The organism is Azospira oryzae, assembly GCF_004217225.1.
Taxonomy (GTDB): domain Bacteria; phylum Pseudomonadota; class Gammaproteobacteria; order Burkholderiales; family Rhodocyclaceae; genus Azospira; species Azospira oryzae.
In genome coordinates, this window is record NZ_SHKM01000001.1 from 1,461,742 (window position 1) to 1,488,301 (window position 26,560).

Below are 26,560 nucleotides of genomic sequence, written 5' to 3' on the forward strand. Positions count from 1 at the left end.
CACCGGGCATCCGCGTCATGGCTCGGTGGTACAATGCCCCGTTCAAATTTCGAAGCAATCAAGGAGTAAAACCGTGCTGATTAGCGCCGCTCACGCCCAGGCCGCAGGCCAGGCTGCCGACCCCACCGGGGGCCTGATGCAATTCCTGCCCATCATCCTGATGTTCGTGGTGTTGTGGTTCCTCATGATCCGCCCCCAGATGAAGAAGGCCAAGGAACACAAGGCCATGGTGGACGCCCTGCAAAAGGGTGACGAAGTGGTCACCCAGGGCGGCATGGTGGGCCGCGTCTCCAAGATCGGCGACGCTTACGTCCATCTGGAAATCGCCCCCAACACCGAAGTCGTGGTGCAGAAACCCGCCATCGGGGTGCTGCTGCCCAAGGGAACCCTGAAGTCCCTGTAAGTCATCCCCGGGGCCGGATTCGTCCGGCCCCTTGCCTTTTTCGGTCCCCCAGGAACCGCCCATGAACCGCTATCCGCTCTGGAAATACATCACCGTCGTCGTCGCACTGGTGATCGGTTTCCTCTACACCCTGCCCAATTTCTTCGGTGAAGCCCCGGCCGTCCAGCTTTCCCCGGCCCGCGCCACCCTGAAGACCGATGCCCAGCTGCTGTCCCGCGTCGAAGCCGCCCTGCAGGGCGCCGGCATCAGCCACGACGGCATCTTCCTCGACAGCAACGGCGTCAAGACCCGCTTCAAGGACACCGACACCCAGCTCAAGGTCAAGGACCTGCTGGAAAAGACCTTCAACCCGAATCCCCAGGACGCCCAGTACGTGGTCGCCCTGAACCTGCTCTCCTCCTCCCCCAAGTGGCTCTCCAACCTGGGCGCCCTGCCCATGTACCTGGGCCTGGACCTGCGGGGCGGCGTGCACTTCCTGCTGCAGGTGGACATGGCCGGCGCGCTGACCAAGCGCCTGGACTCCATGTCGGCCGACCTGCGCACCCTGCTGCGGGACAAGAACCTGCGCCACGCCGGCATCAACCGGGAAGGCAATGCGGTGGTGGTCAAGTTCCGCGACGCCGACACCCGCACCAAGGCCCGCATCGTGCTGGAAGACAACCAGCCCGACCTGACCTTCGTGGACGGCCAGGACGGCTCCGACCTGAAGCTCACCGCCAGCTTGAAGCCCACGGCGGTCAAGCGCATCCAGGACTTCGCCCTGAAGCAGAACATCACCACCCTGCACAACCGGATCAACGAGCTGGGCGTGGCCGAGCCGGTGATCCAGCAGCAGGGCGCCGACCGCATCGTGGTGCAGCTGCCCGGCGTGCAGGACACGGCCAAGGCCAAGGACATCCTGGGCCGCACCGCCACCCTGGAAATCCGCATGGTGGACGATACCCCGGGCGCCCTGGAAGCGGCCATGGCCGGCCAGGCACCCTTCGGCACCGAGCTTTACAGCGAACGGGGCGGCTCGCCCCTGCTGGTGAAGAAGCAGGTGGTGCTGACCGGCGACCGCCTCACCGACGCCCAGCCCGGCTTCGACGGCCAGACCCACGAACCGGCGGTGCACCTGACCCTGGATTCCGCCGGCGCCCGCATCTTCAAGGACATCACCCGGGAGAACGTGGGCAAGCGCATGGCCATCCTGCTCATTGAAAAGGGCAAGGGCGAAGTGGTCACCGCCCCGGTGATCCGCACCGAAATCGGCGGCGGCCGGGTCCAGATCAGCGGCAAGATGAGCACCATGGAAGCCAACGACACCGCCCTGCTGCTGCGGGCCGGTTCCCTGGCGGCGCCCATGGACATCGTCGAAGAGCGCACCATCGGCCCCTCCCTCGGCGCCGACAACATCAGCAAGGGCTTCCACTCCACCCTGTGGGGCTTCCTCGCCATTGCCGCCTTCATGATGTGCTACTACCTCATGTTCGGTCTCATCTCCACCCTGGCCCTGGCGGCCAACCTGATGTTCCTGGTGGCCCTGCTGTCCCTCATGCAGGCCACCCTGACCCTGCCGGGCATCGCCGCCATCGCCCTGACCCTGGGCATGGCCATCGACTCCAACGTGCTGATCAACGAACGGGTGCGGGAAGAACTGCGCAACGGCGCCAGTCCCCAGGCGGCCATCTCTGCCGGTTACGAGCGGGCCTTCGGCACCATCCTGGACTCCAACGTCACCACCCTGATCGCCGGCGTTGCCCTGCTGGCCTTCGGCTCCGGCCCCATCCGGGGCTTCGCCGTGGTGCACTGCCTGGGCATTCTGACCTCCATGTTCAGTTCCGTGGTGGTCTCCCGGGCCCTGGTCAACCTCATCTACGGTCGCCGCAAGAAGCTGGACAAGGTCTCCATCGGCCAGGTCTGGAAGCCCGGCCTGGACAGCGCCAAGTAAGCGCCTAGCAAGGGATACTCAACATGGAATTTTTCAAGATCCGCAAGGACATCCCCTTCATGCGCCATGCGCTGGTGTTCAACGTCATTTCGTTGGTCACCTTCCTCCTGGCCGTGTTCTTCCTCGCCACCCGGGGCCTGCACCTGTCGGTGGAATTCACCGGCGGCACCCTGATCGAGGTCAGCTACAGCCAGGCCGCCGACCTGGAGAAAATCCGCGGCGCCCTGGGCAAGTCCGGCTTCTCCGACTACTCGGTGCAGAACTTCGGCTCCTCCCAGGACGTGCTGATCCGCCTGCCCCTGAAGTCCGAGCAGAACACGGCCAAGCTGGGCGAGTCCGTCATGGCCGCCCTCTCCGCCGAGGACGCATCCGCCTCCCTGCGCCGGGTCGAGTTCGTCGGCCCCCAGGTGGGCAAGGAACTGGCCGAGAACGGCGCCATGGCCCTGCTGGTGGTGATCATCGGCATCGTCATCTACCTGGCCTTCCGCTTCGAATGGCGCTTCTCGGTGTCGGCCATCATCGCCAACCTGCACGACGTCATCATCATCCTGGGCTTCTTCGCCTTCTTCCAGTGGGAATTCTCCCTCTCGGTGCTGGCGGCGGTGCTGGCGGTGCTGGGCTACTCGGTGAACGAATCCGTGGTGGTCTTCGACCGGGTGCGGGAAACCTTCCGCAAGGCCCGCGGCATGACCACGCCCCAGGTGCTGGACCACGCCATCACCAGCACCATCTCCCGCACCATCATCACCCACGGCTCCACCCAGATGATGGTGCTGTCCATGCTGGTGTTCGGCGGCGAGACCCTGCACTACTTCGCCATGGCCCTGACCATCGGCATCCTCTTCGGCATCTACTCCTCGGTGCTGGTGGCCAGCCCCCTGGTGATGTGGCTGGGGGTGTCCCGGGAGCAGTTCATCAAGGCGCCCAAGGCCAAGGACCCCAACGTCAGCGACGACGGCGCCTGCGTCTGAGTCTGGATCAGCAACGGCCGGTTACATTCGGCCACAGCCCCGCCCCTGCGGCAGGGGCTACAATTCGACGGGTCGCCTGCCACCGCGGGCGGCCCGTTTTACTTGCATGAGGGAGAAACACTCGTGAGCACGCAGAAAATCAAGGTGTGGGACCTGCCCACCCGCCTCTTCCACTGGCTGCTGGCCGCCCTGGTGCTGGGCGCCGTGGTCACCGGCCAGGTCGGCGGCAACGCCATCTTCGTTCACGGCAAGCTGGGGCTGGCCATCGTCGGCCTGCTGGTGTTCCGTCTGGTGTGGGGCGTAGCCGGTTCCACCTACGCCCGCTTCAGCCAGTTCGTGCCCGGCCCCGACGCCATCAAGGCCTATCTGCAGGGCCGCTGGCAGGGCCTGGGCCACAATCCCCTGGGCGCCCTCTCCGTGCTGGCCCTGCTGGCCCTGCTGCTGTTCCAGGTGGTATCCGGCCTCTTCGCCAACGACGACATCGCCTTCCGCGGACCCCTCATGGACCTGGTGGGCAAGGATCTCTCCGACACCCTCTCCGGTCTGCACAAGGGCGCCTTTCCCCTGATCCTGGCCCTGGTGCTGGTGCACGTGGGCGCCATCGTCTTCTACGCCCGGGTGAAGAAGGACAACCTGGTCAAGCCCATGCTCACCGGCTGGAAGGAACTGCCGGCAGCACAGCCCGCCGTGCCCGCCACCGCCCATGCCCAGGGCGGCGGCCTGGTGGCCTTCATCGTCGCCCTGGCCCTGGCGGCCCTGGCCGTATGGGGCGCGTCCGGCGCCTGGATCGCGCCGCCGCCCCCGCCGCCGGCATCGGCACCGGCCACGCCCAGCTGGTAAGCGTCGAGTCCCCAAAAGAAAAGGCCGCCCACGGGCGGCCTTTTCTTTGCCTGCACGCTCCGGACAGGGCGACGCCAGGGCCGCCTGCCGGGCGCAAGGACCTCAGTCCTTCATGCGGAACTTGTCGTGGCAGGACTTGCAGGTCTCGCCGGTCTTGCCGAACTGGGCCTTGATGGCGTTCACGTCGCCGCCGGCGGCCACTTCGGCCAGCTTGTTGGCTTCGGCATTGAAGGCGCGGGCGATCTTGCCCACTTCCTCCTGCTGCTGGAAGAACTCGGGCTTGACCCGGGTCTTCTGGCCGCCGGCGTCCTTGTCGGAGCCGGGCACATAGAGGGCGCCCATGCCGGAGTTGGCGATGGCGGCGATGGTGCGGGCAGCGGCCAGGACCTGGTCCTTGTTGTAGGCAGCCGGGTTGTCGATGGTCTGCTCCTTGATCTTGCCCATGTTCCAGGACATGTAGGAGTAGCCGGCCTTGCGGTACTTGATGGCGTCTTCAGGCTTGACCTGGGCGGAAGCGCCGGCGGCCACGGCCAGGGCGGAAAGGGCGAGCAGGAGCTTGGGCAGTTTCTTCATGGCATTTCTCTCGTGTTGTGGTTTGAATGGAAAGACTGACGGTGGCACCGCAAGGCGCGGCGCAACGACGGGCAATTATACGACTCAAGGCAATGGCATATCAGCCGGCGTTAATGTACGGCACCCACCGGACAAGACCGGAGCAACAGCCTGGAAACGGCCGCAGATGCGGCTGCCAGCCGGGCTGAGAGCAAGAAAAAAGGCGGCCGTAGCCGCCCTTTTCCACCGGATTTTTACAACTTTTACACGGCAAAGACGTGCTTGGCGCGCAGGGTCTTGCCCTCGGCCGCCAGCTGGATCAGGCGGTCGATATTGGGATGCTTGCCCGGATGCAGCTTGGCATCCTCGCTGTGCTCGGCATAGATCTCGATGCCCTTGAGGGCCGCCTGGGGCGTGATGGCGCCATAGGTCTGGGCCAGGTGGTTGTAGACGGCGACGGAACCGGCGCTGCCCGGCTTGTTCTCGATGGTGGCGACGGTATTGCCTTCGGCATCGAGCAGGTTGATGGCGGCCAGGTGGGAAATGCCCGGCAGCTTCTTCAGGTTTTCAGCAAAGCTCATGGGGAAACTCTGGTTGTAGTTCTTGGGAGAAAAAAAATCAGCGCCGGCGCAGCATGCCGAACAGCACGCCGGTGATGGCGCAGGCCGAGGCGATGCCGAAGGCGATGGCCTTGATGCCCCGCTCGGGCCCGTAGACGCCGAGCAGCAGGCCGGCCAGCAGCAGGCCCAGCAACAGGCCGGCCAGGCCGCCCTGGCGGGCGCCCCGGACCATGGCCTTCTGCCGGGCTTCGAGACAGTCGGGGCAGAGGTCGCTCCGACGGTCCTCCATGGGCTGATCGCAGCGGGGGCAGCGCATGGGCTTAGATGCGCTTGGCCAGTTCGGCAGCCTTGCCGGTGTAGTCCCAGGGCGTCAGCTTGAGCAGTTCGGCCTTGGCGGCTTCCGGGATTTCCAGGGACTGCACGAAGGTCTGCATGCCTTCGCGGGTGACGCGGGTGCCCCGGGTCAGTTCCTTGAGCTTCTCGTAGGCCTGGGGCACGGCGTAGCGGCGCATGACGGTCTGGATCGGCTCGGCCAGCAGTTCCCAGTTGGCGTTGAGGTCGTCGTGCATGGCCTGGGCATTCACTTCCAGCTTGTTCAGGCCGCGCAGCAGGGAATCGTAGCCGAGCAGGGCGTAGCCGAGGCCGACACCCATGTTGCGCAGCACGGTGGAGTCGGTCAGGTCCCGCTGCCAGCGGGAGATGGGCAGCTTCTCGGAGAGGTGCTTGAGCACGGCGTTGGCCAGGCCCAGGTTGCCTTCGGAGTTCTCGAAGTCGATGGGATTGACCTTGTGCGGCATGGTGGAGGAACCCACTTCGCCGGCCTTCACCTTCTGCTTGAAGAAGCCCAGGGAGATGTAGCCCCAGACGTCCCGGTCCAGGTCGATGAGGATGGTGTTGGTGCGGGCGAAGGCGTCATACAGTTCGGCCATGGCGTCATGGGGCTCGATCTGGATGGTGTAGGGGTTGAATTCCAGGCCCAGGCTCTCGACGAAGCGCTTGGCGAAGCCTTCCCAGTCGAAGCCGGGGTAGGCGGCCAGGTGGGCGTTGTAGTTGCCGACGGCGCCGTTGATCTTGCCCAGCAGGCCGACCTCGGCGATGCGGACGCGGGCCCGGTTGAGGCGATAGACGGCGTTGGCCAGTTCCTTGCCCATGGTGGAGGGCGTCGCCGGCTGGCCGTGGGTGCGGCTCATCATGGGCACCTCGGCCAGTTCATGGGCCAGGTCGCGCAGGCGGCCGATGACCTTGTCCAGGGAGGGCAGCATCACCTCGTCCCGGGCGGCCTTGAGCATGAGGGCGTGGGAGAGGTTGTTGATGTCTTCGGAGGTGCAGGCGAAGTGGATGAATTCGGTGACCTTGGTGACTTCGGCGTTGGCCTTGGTCTTGTCCTTGATCCAGTATTCCAGGGCCTTCACGTCGTGGTTGGTGGTGGCCTCGATGGCCTTCACCTCGGCGGCCTGTTCGGGGCCGAAACCGGCCACCAGGGCATCCAGCTCGGCCACGGTGGCGGCGGAGAAGGCGGGGATTTCGGCGAAATGGGGTTCAGCCGCCAGGGCCTTGAGCCATTCGATTTCCACCTGGAGGCGGCGGCGGATCAGGCCGTACTCGGAGAACTGGGGACGCAGGGCATCCACCTTGCCGGCATAGCGGCCGTCCAGGGGGGAAAGGGCGGTGAGAGCGTGAAGAGACATGGAATGGGTATCCTGTTGAGCCAAGAGCGGAATTTTACCCGCCGGGCAAAGGTCTGGGCAAACCGGAATTGCCGTCCCCGGACCAGCGCGGCATGGCGTACGTGACTTGCTTGGCAGGGGACGGTGGTCCGGGGTGTTATACTTTGCCTCCCCATCCGGCCGGGCCTGCCCGGTCGAAAACACGCATACAGACAACGAGAAGCTCATGAAACTGATCGGTTCCTACACCAGCCCCTTCGTGCGCAAGGTACGGGTGGTCCTGGCGGAAAAGAAGATCGAGGCCGAGTTCGAAATCGAGTCGCCGTGGACGCCGGAAAGCCGCGTTCCGGAGCACAACCCCCTGGGCAAGATTCCCGTCCTGCTGCTGGACGACGGCACACCCCTGTTCGATTCCCGGGTCATCGTCGAATACCTGGACAACGTCACCCCCAACAACAAGCTGATGCCCGCCCCCAACCGGGAACGCATGGAAGTGAAGCGCTGGGAGGCCCTGGCCGACGGCCTGCTGGAAGCGGCGGTGGCCACCTTCCTCGAAGGCAAGCGGCCGAAGCAGAAGCAGGATGGAGCCACCATCGCCCGGCAACGGGAAAAGATCCAGCGCACCCTGGACTACATGGCCAAGGAACTGGGCGAGAACCCCTGGTGTATGGGCACCCACTTCTCCCTGGCGGACATCGCCGTGGGCGTCGCCCTGGGCTACCTGGACTTCCGCTTTGCCGACATCGAATGGCGGCCGGCCTATCCGGGCCTGGCCCGCATCCACGAGAAACTGATGCAGCGCCCCGCCTTCAGCGACACCCTGCCCCACGACTGAACGCCAGGGCTCGGCGGCCAATGCGCCTCCCCGAAAAAGGCTGCCCGCGGGCAGCCTTTTTTCTTGCCCCCGGCATTATCCTAGGGCGAAAGGGGACGGTTTTTCGGTAGAGTAGGGACTATCGCCGGGACACCGGGGTCAATGCAGGCAGAGGCAGGAGGCTGGCATGGAATATGGGCACGATCATCCCACCCGCCACATTCTGGTGGTGGACGACGAACTGAGCATCCTCCATGCCGTGGAGCGGGAGCTCAAGGGCCGCCGCCTGGGCCGCTATGCCTTCACCGTGGCCGGTTTCACCGACCCGCGCCAGGCCCTGGTGGCCGCCGAGCGGCAGACCTTCGACGCCGTCATCAGCGACTTCCGCATGCCGGGCATGGACGGCCTGGAATTCCTCAAGGCCCTGGCGGCCATCCAGCCGGACTGTCCCCGCCTGGTCCTGAGCGGCCAGACCGACATGGACAGCCTGGTGCGCATGGTCAATGAAACCCACATCTACCGGTTCATCGCCAAGCCCTGGCCCGCCTACATGCTCCAGGCCGCCCTCGCCCAGGCCATCGACTACGCCGAGACCCTGGCCGAAAACCGGCGCCTGGCCGAAGCGGCCCGCCAACGCCAGCTGTCGGAACTGCTGCCGGAACCGGCGGCGGTGGAACAACTGCTGATCGTGGACGACGACATGGGCGTGCTCAACAGCCTGGCCCGGGTGCTCACCCACCACAGCAAGTCCGACGGCCTCTTCGCCGCCATCCTGGCCGAACAGCACGGCCAGCCCCGCCGCCGGACCCTGGCGGAGGACCACATCAGCGTCCAGATCACCCCCTCCCCCGCCTACGCCCTGCAGATGGCCGAGCGGGTCGCCTTTTCCTGCATCATCGCCGACTACCGCATGCCGGAGATGAACGGGATCGAACTGCTGCAGCGCTTTGCCGCCCGCCAGCCGGACTGCAGCCGCATCCTCATCAGCGGCCAGATCGGCGAGACCGAACTGGCCCAGGCCATCCAGCAGGCCCACATCTTCGCCTTCGTCGAAAAGCCCTGGAGCGACTTCGAACTGAAGGCCAACATCGCCCTCGCCCTGGCCCAGCACCGCCTGCAGCTGGAGAACCGCTGGCTGGCAGCATTCATGCGGCCGGAGGCGGAGCCGGCGGCTTCCGGAGTCTTCCCAGGATGATTGAAAACGACCTGCCCGAGGCGGGGGACGCCCCCCTGCACCAGGAAACCGTCCTGGTGGTGGACGACACCAAGGAAAACCTCACCGTCATCGGCGAGCTGCTCAATCCCCACTACAACGTGCGCATCGCCAACAGCGGCCAGCGGGCCCTGAAGGTGGCCAACAGCACCCCGGTGCCGGACCTGATCCTGCTCGACATCATGATGCCGGAGATGGATGGCTACGAAACCCTGGCCGAGCTGCGGGCCAATCCGGCCACCCGGCACATTCCGGTGATCTTCGTCACGGCCCTGGATGCGGACGAGGACGAGGAGCGGGGCCTGGCCCTGGGGGCCGTGGATTACATCGCCAAGCCCATCCGCCCGGCCATCCTGCTGGGACGCATCCGCACCCAGCTGGACCTGAAGCTGGCCCAGGACCAGCTGCGCCGGCAGAACGCCTCTCTGGAGGCGGAAGTGCAGCGCCGGGTGGCGGAAAACCTGGCCATCCAGGAACAGGGGCAGCGCAACGAGGCCCGTCTCAACCGCATGCGGCAGCTGATCCTTTCCTCCGCCAGCGAAGGCATCTTCGGCGTGGACGTGGAGGGGCGCATCAATTTCATCAACCCGGCCGCCACGGCCCTGCTGGGCTACACCGAGGAGGAACTGCTCGGCCAGGACTCCCACCGCATGCTGCACCACTCCCACATCGACGGCAGCCACTACGCCGTCGAAGACTGCCCCATGCACCTGTGCCTGCACTCCGGCATCACCATCCGGGACCGGGAAAGCACCCTCTGGCACCGGGACGGCACGCCCCTGCCCCTGGAGTGCTCCCACACCCCCATCGTCGAGGACGGCAGGATCATCGGCGCCGTCACCACCCTGCGCGACATCCGGGACCGCAAACGCTACCTGGAACAGCTGGAGCGCCACTCCAACTACGACGAACTGACGGACCTGCCCAACCGCAACCTGCTCTACGACCGCCTCAACCACAATATCGAGGTGTGCCGCCGCAGCGGCATGAACATCGCCGTTCTCACCCTCAACCTGGACCGCTTCAAGAGCATCAACGACACCCTGGGCCGGGCCGCCGGCGACCAGGTGCTGCGGGAAGTGGCCCAGCGCCTGGGGCGCCAGGTGCGCAAGATGGACACCCTGGCCCGCCTCGAAGGGGACGAGTTCGTGCTGGTGGTGGAGGTGGCCACGGCCGAGCAGTCCAGCGCCTTCGCCCAGCCCATCCTGAAGGCCCTGGCCAATCCCTTCCACGTGGCGGAGCGGGAGTTCTTCCTGTCCGGCAGTATCGGCATCGCCACCTTTCCCAAGGACGGCGACAACGGCGAGGAACTGCTGCGCAACGCGGATGCCGCCATGTACAAGGCCAAGACCAAGGGCGGCAACCGCTTCCAGTTCTACACGGCGGAAATGAACCAGCGCTCCCTGGAGCGCCTGGACCTGGAAAACGGCCTGCGCCGGGCCATCGACCAGGGCGAGCTGGTGGTGTACTACCAGCCCCAGGTGAACCTGCGCAACGGCGCCATCATCGGCGCCGAAGCCCTGGTGCGCTGGCAGGACCCGGAGAAGGGCCTGGTCATGCCCGGCTCCTTCATCGCCCTGGCGGAGGAAACCGGCCTCATCGTGCCCCTCGGCGAATGGGTGCTGCGCACCGCCTGCAGCCAGAACAAGGCCTGGCAGGACGCGGGCCTGCCCAAGATTCCCGTGGCGGTGAATCTGTCCGCCCGCCAGTTCGCCGCCCAGGATGTGGTGGAGCTGGCCGCCCGCATCCTGCACGACACCGGGCTGGCCCCCAACTACCTGGAACTGGAGCTGACGGAGAGCGCCGTCATGGCCGACGCCGAGGCCTTCATCCGCGCCACGGAAAAGCTCAAGGGCCTCTCCATCGCCCTCTCCATCGACGACTTCGGCACCGGCTTCTCCTCCCTCAGTTACCTCAAGCGCTTCGCCATCGACCGGCTGAAAATCGACCAGACCTTCGTCCGCGACATCACCCACGATCCCGACAGCGCCTCCATCGCCCTGGCCATCATTTCCCTGGCCCACAGCCTGAAGCTGCTGGCCATTGCCGAAGGGGTGGAGACGGAGGCCCAGCTCAATTTCCTGCGGGCCCGCAATTGCGACGAAATGCAGGGCTACTTCTTCAGCCCGGCCCTGCCCGCCGACGAATTCGAGGCCATGCTGCGCCAGGGCCGCAAGCTGGAGTTCCAGCCCGAGTCCAAGGTACCCGGGCGCACCCTGCTGCTGGTGGACGACGAACCGGGGATTCTCTCGGCCCTGAAACGCCTCTTCCGCCGCGAAGGCTACGTCATCCTCACCGCCGACAGCGGCAAGGAGGGCCTGGACATCCTGGCCGGCCACGACGTCGGGGTCATCATTTCCGACGCCCGCATGCCGGAGATGGACGGTGCCGAATTCCTGGGCAAGGTGCGGGCCATGTACCCGGACACCATGCGCATCATCCTTTCCGGCTACACCGACCTGAAGGCCGTCACCAGTGCGGTGAACCGGGGCGAACTGTTCAAGTTCCTGACCAAGCCCTGGGACGACGGCGAACTGCTGGAAACCATCCGGGACGCCTTCCGCCAGTACGAAATGCGCAAGCCGCCGCCCGCCGACGGCGCCGCGCCGGAGCACTGAGGCCGGCTGGGAAAGCCGGCCGTGCCTGTGCTACCCTTTTGACATGTCCCGCCGCCCCAGCGTGCGGCCACTCCCTCATTCAGGAATGCAGATCGTGGACCAAAACAACATCCGCCACATCCTCGTTGTGGACGACGAGCCCAACATTGTCAGCGCCGTGCAGCGGGAGCTGGCCTCGCCGCCCCACGGCCGCTACCGCTACCAGGTGACCGGCTGCACCGACCCGCTGCAGGCCCTGGCCAAGGCCCGGGAACAGAGTTTCGACGCGGTCATCAGCGACTACCGCATGCCCGACATGGACGGCCTGGAGTTCCTCAAGGAACTGACTCTGTTGCAGCCCGAATGCGCCCGCCTGGTGCTGAGCGGCCAGACCGACATGGCCACCCTGATCCGCATGGTCAACGAGACCCACATCTACCGCTTCATTCCCAAGCCCTGGCACGACTACTACCTGAAGAGCTCCCTGGCCCAGGCCATCGGCTATCACCAGACCCTGCGCCAGCACCGGGAACTGGCGGCTGTGGTGCGGCAGCGGCAGATCAGCGTGCCGCCCCTGCCCGAAGGCAACATGGAGCAGATCCTGATCGTGGACCACGACCCGGGCGTGCTCGGCTCCCTCTCCCGGGTGCTCACCCACCACTCCGAGGTGGACGACCTCTACCTGGCGATCCGTGCCGAAGTGGCCCACGCCACCACGCCGGTGCTGCAGGAAGGCAAGATCAGCGTGCAGGTCACGCCCTCGGCCCGCCACGCCCTGGAGCTGGTGAAGAACAACACCTTCTCCTGCATCATCGCCGACCGCAAGATGCCGGAAATGGACGGGGTGGAGTTGCTGCAGCGCTTTGCCGACCTGCAGCCCGACTGCTTCCGCATCCTCATCAGCAACGAAATCTGCGAAGGCGACCTGATCCAGGCCATCGGCGGCGCCAACATCTTCGCCTTCATCCAGAAGCCCTGGAGCGATTTCGAACTGAAGACCAGCATCGCCCAGGCCCTGGCCCAGCGCCGCATGCTCCTGGAAAACCGGCAACTGGCCGAGATCGTGCAGCAGGCCGGCGCCGTGTAGCACCGGGGCCGGCCCCGCGCCGGCCCGGCCACAGCCGGTTTTACCCGCCCTCTAGCGGATGACGCCGCCGCCCAGGCAGACCCGGGACTCGTACAGCACCACCGACTGCCCCGGGGTCACGGCCCATTGGGGTTCGGCAAAGTCGATCAGGCAGGATTCCCCATCCACCCGCTCCACCTCGCAGGGCGCGTCCTCCTGCCGGTAGCGGGTCTTGGCGCAATAGACCCAGTGGGGCCGCGGCGCCCGGCCCGAGACCCAGGACAGGTCATGGGCTTCCAGGCGGCCCGAGAGCAGGGCCGGATGGTCGTGGCCCTGGACCACGTAGAGCACGTTGGCCGCCACGTCCTTCTTCGCCACGAACCAGGCATCGTGCTCGCCGTTGGCCTTCTGGCCGCCGGCCAGGCCGCCGATGTGCAGGCCCTTGCGCTGGCCGATGGTGTGGTAGGTCATGCCGTCGTGTTCCCCCAGCACCTTGCCGCTGTCCAGATCCCGGATCTCGCCCTTCTGCGGCGGCAGGTAGCGCATCAGGAAATCCTTGAAGGGCCGCTCGCCGATGAAGCAGATGCCGGTGGAGTCCTTCTTCGCCGCCACGTGCAGCCCTTCTTCCAGGGCCAGCTTGCGCACGTCCCGCTTGTACCAGTCGGCCAGGGGGAAGAGGGTTTTGGAGAGTTGGGCCTGGTTGAGGCGGTGCAGGAAGTAGCTCTGGTCCTTGGTGCCGTCCTCGGCTTTGAGCAGTTGGTACTCGACGCCGACGCCGGCCGGATGGGGCACTTCCCGCACCCCGGCGTAGTGGCCGGTGGCGATCTTGTCGGCTCCCAGCTGCATGGCGTGGTCGAGGAAGGCCTTGAACTTGATTTCCGAATTGCACAGGATGTCCGGATTGGGGGTGCGGCCGGCCTGGTATTCCTTGAGGAACTCGGCGAAGACCCGCTCCTTGTATTCCTTGGCAAAGTTCACCACTTCCACGTCGATGCCGATGGTGTCGGCCACGCTCATGACGTCGATGAGGTCCTGGCGGGAGGAGCAGTATTCCTCGTTGTCGTCGTCCTCCCAGTTTTTCATGAAGAGGCCCACCACCTTCCAGCCCTGGCGCTTCAGCAGCAGGGCTGCGACGGAGGAATCCACCCCGCCGGAAAGACCGACCACGACCGTACCTTTTTCCTGTGCTGCGCTCATTGCTTCACCTGTCTTTCCATCTGTTCCTGGACCGCCTCGGCCACCCGGTGCCGTGCTTCCGGGTCCCGGCCGTCCAGCCAATCCTCGAAGGGGATGACGGCCGGCGTCTCCCCATAGTCAAAAAACCAGCTATCCACCGCAAATTTCTCACCGTTGCCGTCCTCGATGGCGGCGGTCCAGTGATCGAAGATCAGGCCGCGGCGCCGCATCTGGCGGGGCAGCAGGGTGTGGTAGCGCAGCCAGCCGCGGCCGGCCAGCAACTCGATGAAATGGGTGGTGTTGGTGGAGTGGTCGATGCAGTCCATGCGTCCCTCCACCGCGTCGTCCTCGGAATTGCCGCCCTTGTCGCGCCAGATGGGCGTCTGGGTGCCGGCGATGCGGTACAGGCGGGCCACCGCCTCGGCCAGGAAGCGGCGCTCGGACTCGGCGTCCCGGGCCTTGAGCATGTCCCGCCCGATGGCGTCCAGCTGGGCCCGACTCACCTCCACTTCCGTCTGCACCGTGCAGCCGTAGTTGTAGCAGAGTCCCACCGGCTCCGCGGCGGCCCCCAGGGGCAGCCCCAGGGCCAGCAGTGCGGCGACGAGGACTTTCATGAATAGTGGGTGATGAGGTCCAGGGGATGGCGCTTGCCGGCCACGTAGTCCTCGATGCAGCGCAGAATCAGGGGGCTGCGGTGGCGTTCCGCCGTGGCCCGCACTTCCTCCAGGGTCAGCCAGCGGGCGCCGATGATGCCCGTATCCAGGGCCCGCCCTTCCTCGAAACCTTCGATCTCGCCGGTGAAGGCGAAGCGCAGGTAGGTGATGTCGCCGGCCGGCCGCGGCCACTGGTAGATGCCGACCAGGGCGGTGGGACGGAAACGGTAGGCGGTTTCCTCCAGGCACTCCCGGGCACAGGCATGCACCAGGGACTCGCCCTCGTCCAGATGGCCGGCAGGCTGGTTGAAGCGCAGACCGTCGTCGGTCTCTTCTTCCACCAGGAGAAAACGGCCGTCCCGCTCGACGACGGCGGCCACGGTGACATTGGGTTTCCAGACGGGTGCCATGGGAATTCCGGATTGCGTAAAGGCCGCATTTTACCCCCAGGCCTAAGGCCGGGGCCAGCCGTCATGCCGCGCCGCACCAATGCAGGCGGTGCGGATTTGGGCTAGAATTTCGGACTTTATCGAACACGCAGCGAACGGAGATTCAACATGTCTATGTCGGACCGCGACGGTTTCATTTGGCAAGACGGCAAACTGGTGCCCTGGCGCGAAGCCACCACCCATGCCCTCACCCACTCCCTGCACTACGGCATGGCCGTGTTCGAGGGCGTCCGGGCTTACCAGACCGACAAGGGCACCGCCATCTTCCGTCTGCAGGACCACACCCAGCGCCTGGCCCGTTCCGCCCACATCTTCCAGATGGCCCTGCCCTACAGCCAGGAAGAGCTGAACGAAGCCCAGAAGGAAGTGATCCGCGCCAACAACCTGGAATCCGGCTACATCCGCCCCCTGGCCTTCTACGGCTCCGAGAAGATGGGCGTTTCCCCCAAGGGCGCCAAGGTGCACGTCATCATCGCCGCCTGGCCCTGGGGCGCCTACCTGGGCGAGGAAGGCATGCAGCGCGGCATCCGCATCAAGACCTCCTCCTTCACCCGCCACCACGTGAACATCACCATGGTGCGGGCCAAGGCCTCCGGCAACTACATGAACTCCATCCTGGCCAACAACGAAGCCCTCACCGACGGCTACGACGAAGCCATGCTGCTGGACCCGGAAGGCTACGTCTGTGAAGGCGCCGGCGAGAACATCTTCATCGTCAAGAACGGCAAGCTGTACACCCCGGACCTGACCTCCTGCCTGGAAGGCATCACCCGCGCCACGGTGATCCAGCTGGCCGGCGAAATGGGCATCGAGGTGGTGGAAAAGCGCATCACCCGCGACGAAGTCTATTGCGCCGACGAAGCCTTCTTCACCGGCACCGCCGCCGAAGTGACCCCCATCCGCGAACTGGATAACCGCCAGATCGGCGTCGGCCACCGCGGCCCCGTCACCAAGGCCCTGCAGGAAAAGTACTTCGACGTGGTCAATGGCCGTTCCGCCGCCCACGCCGACTGGCTGGCCTTCGTTTAATCCTTTCGCCCGTTCCGAGACCGACCATGGCCGACAATCTGACCGTCGAAGTCACCGCCGACGACCTGCCCCTGCACTGCCCCACCCCCAAGGCTCCCCTGTGGAGCCAGCATCCCCGGGTGTTCCTGGACGTGCTGAAGACCGGCGAAGTGACCTGTCCCTACTGCAGCACCCGCTACGTCTTCAAGGGCGAAGCGCCCAAGGGTCACCACTGACCCCGTGCCGTTTCATGGAGGAGAGGCGATGACCTTGCGTCGCGGGCTCATCGTCGCCCCCTCCTGGATCGGCGACGCCGTCCTCGCCCAGCCCCTGTTCCAGCGCCTGCAGGAACGCCACCCGGGGCTGGTGCTCGATGCCCTGGCGCCCCGCTGGGTGGCGCCGGTGCTCTCCCGCATGGACGAGATCGGGGAAGTCCTGGACAACCCCTTCGCCCACGGCGAACTCAATCTCAAGGCCCGCTGGGCCCTCGGCCGCCAGCTGGCGGCCCGGGGCTACGACGCCGCCTGGGTCCTGCCCAATTCCCTCAAATCCGCCCTGGTCACCGCCTTCGCCGGCATTCCGCTGCGTGTCGGCTTCACCGGCGAGGCCCGCTACGGCCTGCTCAACTGCCGCCACACCCTGGACAAAAGCGCCACGCCCCTGATGGTGGAACGCTTCGCCCAACTGGCAGAAGCCCCCGGCCGGCAGCCGCCCCGACCCATTGCCCCGCCTCGCCTGCACTCCCGGGAGGCAGACCAGGTGCGGACCCTGGCGGCCCTGGGCCTGGAACGCCCGTCCCGCCTGCTTGTCTGCTGCCCCGGTGCCGAGTACGGCCCCGCCAAACGCTGGCCCGAGGCCCACTACGCCAGCCTGGCCCGGGCCGCCGCCGCCCAGGGCTGGACCGTCTGGCTGCTGGGCTCCCACAAGGATGGGCCGGTGGGCGAAAACATCGCCCAGGCCGCCGACGGCTGCGCCCGCAACCTGTGCGGCGCCACCAGCCTGGACCAGGCCATCGACCTGCTGGCCCTGGCCGACCACGTGGTCTGCAACGATTCCGGCCTGATGCACGTGGCCGCTGCTCTGGGGCGCAGCCTCACCGCCCTCTACGGCTCCTCCTCCCCCGGCTTCACGCCGCCCCTCAGCGAGCGGGCCACGGTGCTGCAGCTGGGCCTGGAATGCAGCCCCTGTTTCAAACGGGAGTGCCCCCTGGGGCACTTCAAATGCCTGCAGGACCTGGAACCTCTCCGGGTCCTGGACACCCTCCCCCGCTGACCGCCGGAGTCCCCCATGCCGACACCGCCCTTCCCCCGCCCTGAAGATGCCGAAAACGCCTTCTACGAGGCCCTGGAGAAGGGTGATCTGGAGGCCATGATGGCCATCTGGGCCGACGACGAGGACGTCGTCTGCATCCATCCCGACGGCCAGCGCCTGTGCGGCCACGCCCAGATCCGCCACGGCTGGCAGAGCCTCTTCGCCAGCGCTCCCCGGCTCACCGTGCGCATCGGCGAGCGGGTCGCCTGGCTCGGCGGCATGCTGGCGGTGCACAGCCTGCAGGAAACCTTTTTCGCCGAAGGGGACCCGGAACCCCGGGGCCCGGTGCTGGTGACCAACGTCTTCATCCGCGGCAGCGACGGCTGGCGCCTGCTCTCCCACCACGCCTCCCCCGGCGCCGAAGAGGGCAACGGCGACAGCGACGGGGACGCCCAGCCCCGGGTCCTGCACTGATGGCCCATCCGCCGGCCTACACCCCGCCGGGGTGGCTGCCCGGCGGCCACCTGCAGACCATCTACCCCCTGCTGATCCGGCCGGCGCCCCCGGCCTACGTGCGGGAGCGCTGGGAAACGCCGGATGGCGACTTCATCGACCTGGACTGGCTGGACCCGGACCGGGAGGCCCCGCCCCTGGCCCATCCGCCCTGCCGGCGGCCCCTGCTGGTGCTGTTCCACGGCCTGGAGGGCAGTTCCCGCAGCCACTACGCCACCGCCCTCATGGCCGCCGCCGCCGAGGCCGGCTGGGGCGGCGTGGTGCCCCACTTCCGCGGCTGCTCCGGCGAACTGAACCGTCTGCCCCGGGCCTACCATTCCGGCGACTCCGCCGAAATCGACTGGATCCTGCACCGCCTCCGGCAGCGCTTCCCCGAACGGCCCCTGTTCGCCGCCGGCGTTTCCCTCGGCGGCAACGCCCTGCTTAAGTGGCTGGGGGAACAGGAATTCCAGGCCACCCGGGTGGTGGAGGCCGCCGCCGCGGTGTGCCCGCCCCTGGACCTGACCGTCTGCGGCGACGCCCTGGGCCGGGGCTTCAACCGGGTCTACAGCGCCCATTTCCTCGGCACCCTGAAACGGGGGGCGGAGGCCCGCCTGCGGCGCTTCCCCGACCTCTTCGACCCGCGCCCCATGCGCCGGGCCCGCAGCCTGCGGGCCTTCGACGATGCGGTGACGGCGCCCCTGCACGGCTTCGCCGGGGTGGACGACTACTGGCGGCGGGCTTCCAGCAAGCCCCTGCTGCAGGGCATCCGGGTGCCCGCCCTGGTGCTCAATCCGCGCAACGACCCCTTCCTGCCGGCCCATGCCCTGCCCACCCCTACTCAGGTATCATTGCAGGTCCGGCTGGAGCAACCGGCCCACGGCGGTCACGTGGGCTTCGTCCGGGGCGGCCTGCCGGGCCGCCTGGACTGGCTGCCCCGGCGTCTGCTGCACTTTTTCCGGCAACACTGCTGACGCCGCCACCAGGTGCTGCCACCCGAAAATTCGCCCGAACATAAAAACACGAGTCCGATTCATGAACGCCTCCGTCCAGATTCCCGCCCTGCCCCCCGAAATCTTCAAGGCCTACGACATCCGCGGCATCGTCGGCAAAAGCCTCACCGCCGACGTGGTGCGCGCCATCGGCCACGGCCTCGGCAGCCTGGCCCGGGAGCGGCAGCAGACGGCCATCGCCATCGGCCGCGACGGCCGCCTCTCCGGCCCGGAGCTGGCCGGGGCCCTGGCCGACGGCATCCGCACCGCCGGGGTGGACGTGATCGACATCGGCTGCGTGCCCACCCCGGTCACCTATTTCGCCGCCCACCACCTGGGCTGCCACTCCTGCGTCTCCGTCACCGGCAGCCACAATCCGCCGGACTACAACGGCCTGAAAATGGTCATCGGCGGCGAAACCCTGGCCGGCGAGGCGATCCAGGCCTTAAAGCGCCGCATCGAAGCCGGCGACCTGGCCCGGGGCGAAGGCAAGCTGACCCAGGCCGACGTCAAGGCCGCCTACGTGGAACGCATCCTGGCCGACGTCAAGCTGGCCCGCCCCATGAAGATCGTCATGGATTGCGGCAACGGCGTCGCCGGCGCCGTGGCGCCCGAGCTGTTCAAAAAACTCGGCTGTGACATCGTGCCCCTCTTCTGCGAGGTGGACGGCAACTTCCCCAATCACCACCCGGACCCCTCCAAGCCGGAGAATCTGGCCGACGTCATCCGCGCCCTGAAGGAGACCGACGCCGAGATCGGCATCGCCTTCGACGGCGACGGCGACCGCCTGGGGGTGGTGACCAAGGACGGCGAAGTGATCTTCCCCGACCGCCAGCTGATGCTGTTCGCCGCCGACGTGCTGTCCCGCGTCCCCGGCGGCGAGATCGTCTACGACGTCAAATGCACCCGCCTGCTGGCCCCCTGGATCCGGGAACACGGCGGCAAGCCGGTGATGTGGCAGACCGGCCACGCCCTGATCAAGAAAAAGCTGAAGGAATCCGGCGCCCCCCTGGCCGGCGAAATGAGCGGCCACGTTTTCTTCAAGGAGCGCTGGTTCGGCTTCGACGACGGCCTCTACACCGGCGCCCGCCTGCTGGAAATCCTGGCCCGGGCCGCCGACGCCAACCCGGTGCTGAAGAGCCTGCCCAACGCCACCTCCACCCCGGAGCTGAACATCAAGATGGCCGAAGGCGAACCCTTCGCTCTGCTGGACAAGCTCAAGGCCGGCGCCAAGTTCGAGGCCGCCCGGGAGATCATCACCATCGACGGCCTGCGGGTGGAGTACGCCGACGGCTTCGGCCTGGCCCGTCCCTCCAATACCACGCCGGTGGTGGTGCTGCGCTTCGAGGCCGACAACGCCGAGGCACTGGCCCGCATCCAGGCCGACTTCCGCCGCGAACTGGCCGCCGCCTGGCCCGGCCTGACCCTGCCCTTCTGACCCGACCGCCATGATCCTGCCCCTGGACGCCGACATCTTCCTGGCCCGCCAGCCCATCCTGGACCGGGAGCAGAAGCTCGTCGCCTACGAACTGCTGTTCCGCAGCAGCGGCGTGGACCGGGCCGCCGTGGCCGACGGCCGCCTGGCCACGGCCCGGGTGGTGGCCAATGCCTTCGGCGAAATGTCCCTGGGGGACGTGCTGGGGCCCTACAAGGCCTACATCAACGCCACCCCGGACTTCGTCCTCGGTCCCGAGGTGGAAATCCTGCCCGGCGCCAGCGTGGTCCTGGAACTGCCCGCCGACACGCCCGCGGACGAGGCCCTGCTGGCCCGCTGCCGCGAGCTGAAGCAGCAGGGCTTCACCTTCGCCCTGGGCGGCGTCGCCGAGTTCGCGGAAATCAACCTGCCCCTGCTGCCGGAAGCGGAAATCCTCAAGGTGGACCACCAGCTGCTGGACAACCACCAGCTGTTCCTCCTGGCCTGCAAGCTGCGCCCCCTGCAGAAGAAGCTGCTGGCGGAAAAGATCGAAAACCAGAGCCAGATGGAGCATTGCTTCGATCTGGGCTTTGAATATTTCCAGGGCTACTACTTCGCCCGCCCCACCCTCATCTCCGGCAAGAAGCTGACCCATTCGGCCATGACGGTGATGCGCCTGCTCGACCTGATCCTCAAGGACGCGGACACCGCCGCCCTGGAACGTTCCTTCAAGGGCGAGCCGGGCCTCACCCTGAACCTGCTGCGCCTCACCAACTCCTGCGCCAGCGGCCTGGCGGTGCGCATCGCCTCGGTGCGCCACGCCATCACCATCCTCGGCCGCAACCAGCTGCAACGCTGGCTGCAATTGCTGCTCTACGCCGATCCGGAAGGCGGCGAGGTGGGCCCCCTGCTGCAGCTGGCCGCCACCCGGGGCCGCTTCCTGGAACTGGTGACCCAGAAATTCCTGCCCCGGCAAAAAGACCTGCCGGACCGGGCCTTCATGGTCGGCATTCTCTCCCTGCTGCCCGCCGTCATCGGCCAGCCCATCGCCGACATCATCACGCCCCTGCCCCTGCCGCCGGACGTGAAGCAGGCCCTGATCGAATACAAGGGCGACCTGGGCCGCCTGCTGGCCCTGGCCGAGCAGCTGGAGAAAGCCGACGGCGACGCCACCTTCAACGGTCTCATCGCCGAGATGCCCGGCCTGCGGGGCGCCCTCCTCACCGAATGCCTGGCCCAGGCCATGGCCTGGGCCAACATGCTGGCCCGCGACAGCTAAGCGCCATGGCTCCCGACGCGACCCACACCACGCCCATCTACCTGGGCCGCCAGCCGATCCTGGATGCCCGGCAGAGCCTCTACGGCTACGAGCTGCTGTTCCGCTCCGGGCCGGCGCCCAACCGGGCCATCGTCGCCAACCACATGGTGGCCACCGCCACGGTCATCACCCACGCCTTCACCGAACTGGGCCTGGCCGACGCATTGGGGGAACAGAAAGCCTTCATCAACGTGGACGGCGACTTCCTCCTCAGCGAGGCGGTGGAGCTGCTGCCGAAGGACAAGGTGGTGCTGGAAATCCTGGAGACGGTGGAGGTGACGCCGGAACTCCTCAAGCGCTGCCGGGAGCTGAAGGCCAAGGGCTTCACCCTGGCCCTGGACGACATCGTCGCCGTCACCCCGGCCATGGAGCCCCTGCTGGACCTGATGGACATCGCCAAGGTGTGCATCTCCGCCGTGTCCGAGGAGGCCCTGCCCGGCCTGGTGCAGGCCCTGGCCCGGCGCCCCCTGGAACTGCTGGCGGAGCAGGTGGAAAGCCGGGAACAGATGGAACACTGCCGCAACCTCGGCTTCCATCTCTTCCAGGGCTACTACTTCGCCCACCCCACCATCCTCTCCGGGCGCAAGCTGGGCCAGTCCCGCCTCTCCCTGCTGAAGCTGCTGTCCCAGGTCCTGGACGATTCGGACACGCCCCAGCTGGAGCAGACCTTCAAGCACGAGCCCGGGCTCTCCATCAACCTGCTGCGCATGGCCAATTCCGCGGCCGTCGGCGCCCGCACCCGCATCACCTCCCTGCGCCACGCCATCACCCTGCTGGGCCGGCGCCAGCTGCAGCGCTGGCTGCAACTGCTGCTTTATACCGACCCGGCCGGCAACACCGGCTTCCCGCCCCTGCTGCAACTGGCGGCGACCCGGGCCCGGCTGCTGGAACTGCTGGCGGAAAGCCACATGGCGGCAGACCGGGATTTCGCCGACCGGGCTTTCATGACCGGCATCCTTTCCCTCACCCCGGCCCTCTTCGCCACGCCCATCGACGAAATCCTGAGCCAGATTTCCACCCTGGCCACGGACGTGAAGCAGGCCCTGCTGCGCCACCAGGGCTCCCTGGGGCTGCTGCTGCGCCTCATCGAGGCCCTGGAAAGCGAGGACCTGAGCCAGGTTCCGGCCCTGGTGGCGCAGCTGCCGGGGCTCTCGCCGGAGCGGGTCAACCTGGCCCAGGCCCAGGCGCTGGCCTGGACCCGGGCCATCGGCCAGGAACAGCAGAACTGATTTTGCGCCGGCCTGCCGGGCCAATTCCGCCTCCCTGCTGGGCTGGCGGCGAAATAAAGAAAGCTGATGGTGCACTGCAAATTGCACCCCTTGCCGGCTTCATATAAAACGTTGGAAAACCAGGCTCAAAGGTCGCCTCGCGGCGGCCTCCGTCCATCCGGAATCCCCGCTGCACACTGACCATCCGCCGCCCCCGGCGGACGAGGAGGAGGCAAGCAATGTTCCAGATTCGCCAAGCTGCCGGCGCCGATCACGACGCCATCCATGCCCTGCTGTCCCTGGCCCACCCGGACGAACCCAGCCACTGCCGCCAGGTGGAAGACGTGGTGTACGTCGCCGACTCGGACGTGGGCCTGGTCGGCGCCGGAGGCCTCGCCCCCTGCGGCGACGTGGCCCTGCTCCATTCCCTCATCGTCCGTCCCGGCTTCCGCAAGCAGCGCATCGCCCGCCAGCTCTACCAGCACGTCCTGGACCACGCCTACGGCATGGGCATCCGGGAGCTGTACACCCTGACCGCCTCCAGCCGCACCTATTTCGAGACCCTGGGCTTCACCCCGGCCCACCGCGACACGGCCCCCGAGTCCCTGCGCCAGGCTCTGCTGCGGGACGATCCGGACCCGGACCAGACCGCCCTCATGCGCCGCTCCCTGGCCCACGCCCGCAGCGTGCCCAGCACCCCCCACAGCTACCACGGCGTGGATCCCACCAGCCAGGCCGGCGACTTCTTCGATTCCGGTTTCTACTGCGCCGAGAGCGTGCTGCTGGCCCTGGCCCGGCACATGGGCCTGGACTCCCCCCTCATTCCCGGCATCGCCACCGGCTTCTGCAGCGGCCTCTCCCGCACCTGGGGCACCTGCGGCGCCTACTCGGGCGGCGTGCTGGCCCTCAATCTGGCCCTGGGCCGCAGCGACCCGCGGGAACCGGTGACCGCCAACTACGACGCCATCCAGCGCTTCACCGACGAATTCCGCGCCACCTGCGGCGGCGGCCATTGCAGCGAACTCCTCGGCTGCGACCTGCAGACCCAGGAAGGACGCCAGGTGTACCGGGAAAACCACCTGCACGCCCAGTGCCGGGAATACGTGGTCATCGCCACCCGTCTGGCCCGGGAAATCCTGGACCAGCAGAACGGCGACGAACGCCTGCCCAATCTCTGAGACGGGGGCTTGCTCCCCGGGCCGTGCGCCCCAAGCGGCGACGCAGGAATCCCTTCAGCCGGCGCTGCGCCGGCGCAGCCAGTCGGCCACCGCCAGACCGGTGCCGTAATCCCAGGGTTTCAGCTTTTCCGGCGCGATCAGACGGACTTCCGCCAGCTCCTCGTTGAGGCAGATTTCCCCTTGGGCCGGCACGTGGAAGGCCATGATCACCTCGTTCTTGCGGGCAAAGGGATAAGTGCCGATGAGCTGGGCACCCACCGCCACCAGCCCCAGTTCCTCCCCCACCTCCCGGCAGGCGGCCTCGGCCGGCGCCTCGTCCCGCTCCAGGAAGCCCGTCACCAGGCCGAACTGGCCTTCGGCCCAGGCCGCGTTGCGGGCCAGGATGACGCTGCCCTGCCACTCCACCAGGGCCGCCACCACCGGCACCGGATTGCCCCAGAAGACGTGGCCGCAGCTCGCGTCGTCGCAGACCTGGCGCGGCGCGCCGCCGATCTCGCGCCAGCTCAGGGTGCCGGCGCAGCAGGGACAGAAACGGTAGGGGGAAGACAGCTCCGACATCAGCGGGCCTTGGGGTTGAGGGAGCCCCGGTTGTAGTCCTTGTCGCCGGGCATCAGCATCTTGCTGCCCGGCACCCAGCCACCCTGGGCCTCAATGGGGCGAACCTGGTTTTCCGGGTACTGCTCGGCCCGCTTCCTGGCCTCGGCGGCCTTGGCCCCGTCCACGAATTCCCACTTGCCCGTGGGGTAGAGACGCACCTTGTCGCCGGCGGCGGTGGTGGCCTCCACCGGCGTGCGGTCCAGGTTGTCGGCGGCCAGGGCCGGGGCCAGGGAAGACAGGGCCAGGAGGGAAGAGAGCAGCAGGATGCGCATGATGTCGGCAAGCGGAAAAGGGAAAACCGCAGGATAGCACTGCTGGCGCCGCCGGCCCACGGCCGGGAACGGTGGCCGGCCTGCCGCAGGGGCACCCCGGAAGGCAGGAACGGTGCGCCTCTCCGGCCTGGCCGGCCCGGGAAGCTTGTGTAGCTTTTGCTACAGAGGTGCCGCCGGCAACGGCCTAAGCTCCGCCCCACTACATCCCGTAGTCACCGCCAAGGAGCCGACCATGCAAGCCCTGCGTTTTTTCATCGACACCCACGACCAGCAGCACGGCACTTTCCCCGCCGGCCTCAGCGCCGCCGACTTCGAGGGCTTCTACGCCCAGTACGAAGCCGCCTGCTACGCCGAAGGCGTCATCCCCCTGCGCACCCACCTCAGCTACGCCGACGGCCGCGCCTTCTGCCTCAACATGGCGCCCGACGCGGAAGCGGTGCGGCGGGCCCACGAACGGGTGGGCCTGCCCTTCGACAGCATCTGCGAAGTGTCCACCGCCACCCCGGCCGACACCTTCTTCCGCCGCCCCGCCCGGGCCTGACCCCAGGGCGCCCCCGGGGCCAGGGGGCGCCCGCCACCCAAGGGAGAACATCATGGACAGCGATCTGTTTGACTTACTGGCGATCGGTCTGGTCGCCGTCATCGGCCTCTTCACCCTGCTGGCCCTGATGGTGCGACAGGACCTGGCCCCCCGCGCAGGACTCACCCGGGAGGGGCGCTGGCTGCTCACCGGCGCCCTGGGTACCGGGCTGCTGGCCTTCAGCCTGAAAATGGCGGTGGCGGCGGTACTGGTCCAGGCCCCCGGCGGCACTGTGGCTCCCCTCATCGCCGCCGCCTACCGCCCACCCCCGGCGGAAGAGGAGGCGGCCGCCCCGCCGGTCGCCCTGCCGGCGGGGCCCCAGGCAGCCCCGGCCTATGTCTGGGAAGCCCTGCCGCTACAGGCGCCGGAGCCGGCCGACAACCCGGGCAACGCCGCCAAGATCGCCCTGGGCGAACGTCTCTTCCACGAAACCCGCCTCTCGGGCCGGGGCACCCAGTCCTGCAGTTCCTGCCACGACCTCTACGCCAAGGCCGGCGGCGACCGGCGCCCCACCGCCCTGGGGGAAGCGGGGCAGAGCGGCCCGCGCAACACGCCGACGGTATGGAACGCGGCCTTCCAGTCGGTGCTGTTCTGGGACGGCCGCGCCCCTTCCCTGGAGGAGCAGGCCAAGGGTCCCATCCTCAACCCCATGGAAATGAACCTGGACAGCCCCGGCGAGGCGGAACGGCGCCTCGCCGCCGACCCCGGCTACCGCCGGGACTTCGCCCGGGCCTTCGGCGACGGGGAGGTCACCTTCAACCGCATCGCCCAGGCCCTGGCCGCCTTCGAGCGCACCCTGATCACCCCGGACAGCGCCTATGACCGCTTCGTCCGCGGCGACGCCACCGCCCTCAGCCAGGCCCAGCTGCGGGGCATGGCCCTGTTCGAGTCCGTCGGCTGCGTCCTCTGCCACAAGGGGCCGGCCTTCAGCGACGCCAGCCTGCTCGGCGGCCAGGCCCCACGCCGCCATTTCCCGGCCAACCCCACGGCCTACGAGGACCAATACCCCCTGCTGCTGGAAGACGGCCGCCGGGGCGTCTGGCGCGTGCCCTCCCTGCGCAACGTGGCCCTCACCGGCCCCTGGCTGCACAACGGCTCGGTGGACCGGCTGGAGGAAGTGGTGCGCATCATGGCCAGCGCCCAGCTGGGCCGCTCCGGCCGCCTGACGGCCTGGCGCGGCCAGGACCGGGCCCTGCACCGCATCGAGCGCTCGCCCCTGAGCCCGCGGGAGGTGGCGGACATCGTCGCCTTCCTCAACGCCCTCAGCAGCGACAGCCTGCTGGCCCGGCAGCAGGCCGCCACCGGCAAGCATGCCGGCGCCATGCCGGCGGGCTAGAATGGCCCCATGCCGCCCCCCGG

Annotated in this window: 28 protein-coding genes; 19 read left to right on the forward strand and 9 right to left on the reverse strand. The window is 67.5% G+C overall.

Annotated features, from left to right (window positions below; genetic code table 11):
* The first annotated feature begins 73 nt into the window (after window positions 1–73).
* From yajC to EV678_RS06680, 4 genes are all read left to right on the forward strand, one after another.
* Window positions 74–403, forward strand: coding sequence for a preprotein translocase subunit YajC (gene yajC / locus EV678_RS06665; protein ID WP_014238334.1), 330 nt, complete (start codon window positions 74–76; stop codon window positions 401–403).
* Between the two features lie 61 nt (window positions 404–464).
* Window positions 465–2,333 carry a protein translocase subunit SecD gene (gene secD / locus EV678_RS06670; RefSeq protein WP_014238335.1) on the forward strand — a complete coding sequence of 623 codons (1,869 nt, stop codon included), beginning with the start codon at window positions 465–467 and terminating at the stop codon, window positions 2,331–2,333.
* A gap of 23 nt (window positions 2,334–2,356) precedes the next feature.
* Window positions 2,357–3,304: a protein translocase subunit SecF gene (gene secF / locus EV678_RS06675; protein ID WP_014238336.1), complete on the forward strand. Its 948-nt coding sequence runs from the start codon at window positions 2,357–2,359 to the stop codon at window positions 3,302–3,304.
* A gap of 123 nt (window positions 3,305–3,427) precedes the next feature.
* Window positions 3,428–4,144: a cytochrome b/b6 domain-containing protein gene (locus EV678_RS06680; protein WP_130458935.1), complete on the forward strand. Its 717-nt coding sequence runs from the start codon at window positions 3,428–3,430 to the stop codon at window positions 4,142–4,144.
* Window positions 4,145–4,246: 102 nt separating this feature from the next.
* On the opposite strand, the gene EV678_RS06685 is transcribed toward EV678_RS06680, so the two are convergent.
* The 4 genes from EV678_RS06685 to purB all read right to left on the reverse strand — a co-directional run bounded on the left by EV678_RS06685 (window position 4,247) and on the right by purB (window position 6,944).
* Window positions 4,247–4,717: a c-type cytochrome gene (locus EV678_RS06685; RefSeq protein WP_014238338.1), complete on the reverse strand. Its 471-nt coding sequence runs from the start codon at window positions 4,715–4,717 to the stop codon at window positions 4,247–4,249.
* Between the two features lie 242 nt (window positions 4,718–4,959).
* Window positions 4,960–5,277: a DUF2322 family protein gene (locus tag EV678_RS06690; RefSeq protein WP_014238339.1), complete on the reverse strand. Its 318-nt coding sequence runs from the start codon at window positions 5,275–5,277 to the stop codon at window positions 4,960–4,962.
* Between the two features lie 37 nt (window positions 5,278–5,314).
* Window positions 5,315–5,545 (reverse strand): hypothetical protein, encoded by a 231-nt coding sequence (locus tag EV678_RS06695; RefSeq protein ID WP_130458936.1) that lies wholly within the window; start codon window positions 5,543–5,545, stop codon window positions 5,315–5,317.
* Window positions 5,546–5,576: 31 nt separating this feature from the next.
* On the reverse strand, window positions 5,577–6,944 hold the full coding sequence (gene purB, locus EV678_RS06700) for an adenylosuccinate lyase (RefSeq protein ID WP_130458937.1): 1,368 nt from the start codon (window positions 6,942–6,944) through the stop codon (window positions 5,577–5,579).
* Window positions 6,945–7,149: 205 nt separating this feature from the next.
* On the opposite strand from purB, the gene EV678_RS06705 reads away from it, so the two are divergent.
* The 4 genes from EV678_RS06705 (at window position 7,150) to EV678_RS06720 (ending at window position 12,634) form a co-directional block, all read left to right on the forward strand.
* Window positions 7,150–7,758, forward strand: coding sequence for a glutathione S-transferase (locus EV678_RS06705; RefSeq protein ID WP_014238342.1), 609 nt, complete (start codon window positions 7,150–7,152; stop codon window positions 7,756–7,758).
* A gap of 166 nt (window positions 7,759–7,924) precedes the next feature.
* Entirely contained in the window at window positions 7,925–8,932 is a 1,008-nt protein-coding gene (locus EV678_RS06710) for a response regulator (RefSeq protein ID WP_130458938.1), read from the forward strand.
* Complete coding sequence (locus EV678_RS06715) at window positions 8,929–11,568, forward strand: EAL domain-containing protein (RefSeq protein ID WP_130458939.1); 2,640 nt, start codon at window positions 8,929–8,931, stop codon at window positions 11,566–11,568. Before EV678_RS06710 ends, EV678_RS06715 begins: the two co-directional genes overlap by 4 nt.
* A gap of 85 nt (window positions 11,569–11,653) precedes the next feature.
* Window positions 11,654–12,634 carry a response regulator gene (locus tag EV678_RS06720; protein WP_130458940.1) on the forward strand — a complete coding sequence of 327 codons (981 nt, stop codon included), beginning with the start codon at window positions 11,654–11,656 and terminating at the stop codon, window positions 12,632–12,634.
* Window positions 12,635–12,685: 51 nt separating this feature from the next.
* On the opposite strand, the gene mnmA is transcribed toward EV678_RS06720, so the two are convergent.
* The 3 genes from mnmA to EV678_RS06735 are packed head-to-tail and all read right to left on the reverse strand — an operon-like array spanning window position 12,686 to window position 14,852.
* Window positions 12,686–13,810, reverse strand: coding sequence for a tRNA 2-thiouridine(34) synthase MnmA (gene mnmA, locus EV678_RS06725; RefSeq protein ID WP_130458941.1), 1,125 nt, complete (start codon window positions 13,808–13,810; stop codon window positions 12,686–12,688).
* Entirely contained in the window at window positions 13,807–14,403 is a 597-nt protein-coding gene (locus EV678_RS06730) for a hypothetical protein (protein ID WP_207222198.1), read from the reverse strand. Before EV678_RS06730 ends, mnmA begins: the two co-directional genes overlap by 4 nt.
* Entirely contained in the window at window positions 14,400–14,852 is a 453-nt protein-coding gene (locus EV678_RS06735) for an NUDIX hydrolase (protein ID WP_014238348.1), read from the reverse strand. Before EV678_RS06735 ends, EV678_RS06730 begins: the two co-directional genes overlap by 4 nt.
* 147 nt (window positions 14,853–14,999) lie before the next feature.
* Here EV678_RS06735 and EV678_RS06740 point away from each other — a divergent pair, with 147 nt between their 5' ends.
* From EV678_RS06740 to EV678_RS06780, 9 genes are all read left to right on the forward strand, one after another.
* A complete protein-coding gene (locus EV678_RS06740; protein ID WP_014238349.1) occupies window positions 15,000–15,920 on the forward strand; it encodes a branched-chain amino acid transaminase in 921 nt (306 codons plus the stop codon).
* 26 nt (window positions 15,921–15,946) lie between these two features.
* Complete coding sequence (locus EV678_RS06745; RefSeq protein ID WP_014238350.1) at window positions 15,947–16,135, forward strand: zinc-finger domain-containing protein; 189 nt, start codon at window positions 15,947–15,949, stop codon at window positions 16,133–16,135.
* 28 nt (window positions 16,136–16,163) lie between these two features.
* Window positions 16,164–17,171, forward strand: a complete 1,008-nt coding sequence (gene waaF, locus EV678_RS06750; protein ID WP_130458942.1) for a lipopolysaccharide heptosyltransferase II — start codon at window positions 16,164–16,166, stop codon at window positions 17,169–17,171.
* Between the two features lie 15 nt (window positions 17,172–17,186).
* Window positions 17,187–17,624, forward strand: a complete 438-nt coding sequence (locus tag EV678_RS06755; protein WP_014238352.1) for a YybH family protein — start codon at window positions 17,187–17,189, stop codon at window positions 17,622–17,624.
* Window positions 17,624–18,616: a hydrolase gene (locus tag EV678_RS06760; RefSeq protein WP_130458943.1), complete on the forward strand. Its 993-nt coding sequence runs from the start codon at window positions 17,624–17,626 to the stop codon at window positions 18,614–18,616. The genes EV678_RS06755 and EV678_RS06760 overlap by 1 nt, the downstream gene beginning before the upstream one ends.
* 61 nt (window positions 18,617–18,677) lie before the next feature.
* On the forward strand, window positions 18,678–20,072 hold the full coding sequence (locus EV678_RS06765) for a phosphomannomutase/phosphoglucomutase (protein ID WP_130458944.1): 1,395 nt from the start codon (window positions 18,678–18,680) through the stop codon (window positions 20,070–20,072).
* A 10-nt stretch (window positions 20,073–20,082) separates the two neighbouring features.
* Window positions 20,083–21,327 (forward strand): EAL and HDOD domain-containing protein, encoded by a 1,245-nt coding sequence (locus tag EV678_RS06770; protein WP_130458945.1) that lies wholly within the window; start codon window positions 20,083–20,085, stop codon window positions 21,325–21,327.
* A 5-nt stretch (window positions 21,328–21,332) separates the two neighbouring features.
* Window positions 21,333–22,595 carry an EAL and HDOD domain-containing protein gene (locus EV678_RS06775; RefSeq protein WP_130458946.1) on the forward strand — a complete coding sequence of 421 codons (1,263 nt, stop codon included), beginning with the start codon at window positions 21,333–21,335 and terminating at the stop codon, window positions 22,593–22,595.
* A gap of 218 nt (window positions 22,596–22,813) precedes the next feature.
* Window positions 22,814–23,752, forward strand: a complete 939-nt coding sequence (locus EV678_RS06780) for a C-GCAxxG-C-C family (seleno)protein (RefSeq protein ID WP_014238357.1) — start codon at window positions 22,814–22,816, stop codon at window positions 23,750–23,752.
* A gap of 54 nt (window positions 23,753–23,806) precedes the next feature.
* Here EV678_RS06780 and EV678_RS06785 read toward each other — a convergent pair whose 3' ends face one another.
* Together EV678_RS06785 and EV678_RS06790 are read right to left on the reverse strand one after the other, a co-directional pair.
* On the reverse strand, window positions 23,807–24,310 hold the full coding sequence (locus tag EV678_RS06785) for an NUDIX domain-containing protein (protein ID WP_130458947.1): 504 nt from the start codon (window positions 24,308–24,310) through the stop codon (window positions 23,807–23,809).
* On the reverse strand, window positions 24,310–24,621 hold the full coding sequence (locus tag EV678_RS06790) for a hypothetical protein (RefSeq protein ID WP_014238359.1): 312 nt from the start codon (window positions 24,619–24,621) through the stop codon (window positions 24,310–24,312). The genes EV678_RS06785 and EV678_RS06790 overlap by 1 nt, the downstream gene beginning before the upstream one ends.
* Window positions 24,622–24,853: 232 nt before the next feature.
* On the opposite strand from EV678_RS06790, the gene EV678_RS06795 reads away from it, so the two are divergent.
* Complete coding sequence (locus EV678_RS06795; RefSeq protein WP_014238360.1) at window positions 24,854–25,162, forward strand: DUF4242 domain-containing protein; 309 nt, start codon at window positions 24,854–24,856, stop codon at window positions 25,160–25,162.
* A gap of 52 nt (window positions 25,163–25,214) precedes the next feature.
* Window positions 25,215–26,537: a cytochrome-c peroxidase gene (locus tag EV678_RS06800; RefSeq protein WP_130458948.1), complete on the forward strand. Its 1,323-nt coding sequence runs from the start codon at window positions 25,215–25,217 to the stop codon at window positions 26,535–26,537.
* The last annotated feature ends 23 nt before the right edge of the window (window positions 26,538–26,560 follow it).

Bases quoted from the DNA above. Each gene is read 5' to 3' on its own strand.
- secD (WP_014238335.1), top strand. From the start codon at position 465: ATGAACCGCTATCCGCTCTGGAAATACATCACCGTCGTCGTCGCACTG.
- secF (WP_014238336.1), top strand. From the start codon at position 2,357: ATGGAATTTTTCAAGATCCGCAAGGACATCCCCTTCATGCGCCATGCG.
- EV678_RS06685 (WP_014238338.1), bottom strand. From the start codon at position 4,717: ATGAAGAAACTGCCCAAGCTCCTGCTCGCCCTTTCCGCCCTGGCCGTG.
- EV678_RS06690 (WP_014238339.1), bottom strand. From the start codon at position 5,277: ATGAGCTTTGCTGAAAACCTGAAGAAGCTGCCGGGCATTTCCCACCTG.
- EV678_RS06695 (WP_130458936.1), bottom strand. From the start codon at position 5,545: ATGGAGGACCGTCGGAGCGACCTCTGCCCCGACTGTCTCGAAGCCCGG.
- purB (WP_130458937.1), bottom strand. From the start codon at position 6,944: ATGTCTCTTCACGCTCTCACCGCCCTTTCCCCCCTGGACGGCCGCTAT.
- EV678_RS06705 (WP_014238342.1), top strand. From the start codon at position 7,150: ATGAAACTGATCGGTTCCTACACCAGCCCCTTCGTGCGCAAGGTACGG.
- EV678_RS06710 (WP_130458938.1), top strand. From the start codon at position 7,925: ATGGAATATGGGCACGATCATCCCACCCGCCACATTCTGGTGGTGGAC.
- EV678_RS06715 (WP_130458939.1), top strand. From the start codon at position 8,929: ATGATTGAAAACGACCTGCCCGAGGCGGGGGACGCCCCCCTGCACCAG.
- EV678_RS06720 (WP_130458940.1), top strand. From the start codon at position 11,654: ATGCAGATCGTGGACCAAAACAACATCCGCCACATCCTCGTTGTGGAC.
- mnmA (WP_130458941.1), bottom strand. From the start codon at position 13,810: ATGAGCGCAGCACAGGAAAAAGGTACGGTCGTGGTCGGTCTTTCCGGC.
- EV678_RS06730 (WP_207222198.1), bottom strand. From the start codon at position 14,403: ATGAAAGTCCTCGTCGCCGCACTGCTGGCCCTGGGGCTGCCCCTGGGG.
- EV678_RS06735 (WP_014238348.1), bottom strand. From the start codon at position 14,852: ATGGCACCCGTCTGGAAACCCAATGTCACCGTGGCCGCCGTCGTCGAG.
- EV678_RS06740 (WP_014238349.1), top strand. From the start codon at position 15,000: ATGTCTATGTCGGACCGCGACGGTTTCATTTGGCAAGACGGCAAACTG.
- EV678_RS06745 (WP_014238350.1), top strand. From the start codon at position 15,947: ATGGCCGACAATCTGACCGTCGAAGTCACCGCCGACGACCTGCCCCTG.
- waaF (WP_130458942.1), top strand. From the start codon at position 16,164: ATGACCTTGCGTCGCGGGCTCATCGTCGCCCCCTCCTGGATCGGCGAC.
- EV678_RS06755 (WP_014238352.1), top strand. From the start codon at position 17,187: ATGCCGACACCGCCCTTCCCCCGCCCTGAAGATGCCGAAAACGCCTTC.
- EV678_RS06760 (WP_130458943.1), top strand. From the start codon at position 17,624: ATGGCCCATCCGCCGGCCTACACCCCGCCGGGGTGGCTGCCCGGCGGC.
- EV678_RS06765 (WP_130458944.1), top strand. From the start codon at position 18,678: ATGAACGCCTCCGTCCAGATTCCCGCCCTGCCCCCCGAAATCTTCAAG.
- EV678_RS06770 (WP_130458945.1), top strand. From the start codon at position 20,083: ATGATCCTGCCCCTGGACGCCGACATCTTCCTGGCCCGCCAGCCCATC.
- EV678_RS06775 (WP_130458946.1), top strand. From the start codon at position 21,333: ATGGCTCCCGACGCGACCCACACCACGCCCATCTACCTGGGCCGCCAG.
- EV678_RS06780 (WP_014238357.1), top strand. From the start codon at position 22,814: ATGTTCCAGATTCGCCAAGCTGCCGGCGCCGATCACGACGCCATCCAT.
- EV678_RS06785 (WP_130458947.1), bottom strand. From the start codon at position 24,310: ATGTCGGAGCTGTCTTCCCCCTACCGTTTCTGTCCCTGCTGCGCCGGC.
- EV678_RS06790 (WP_014238359.1), bottom strand. From the start codon at position 24,621: ATGCGCATCCTGCTGCTCTCTTCCCTCCTGGCCCTGTCTTCCCTGGCC.
- EV678_RS06795 (WP_014238360.1), top strand. From the start codon at position 24,854: ATGCAAGCCCTGCGTTTTTTCATCGACACCCACGACCAGCAGCACGGC.
- EV678_RS06800 (WP_130458948.1), top strand. From the start codon at position 25,215: ATGGACAGCGATCTGTTTGACTTACTGGCGATCGGTCTGGTCGCCGTC.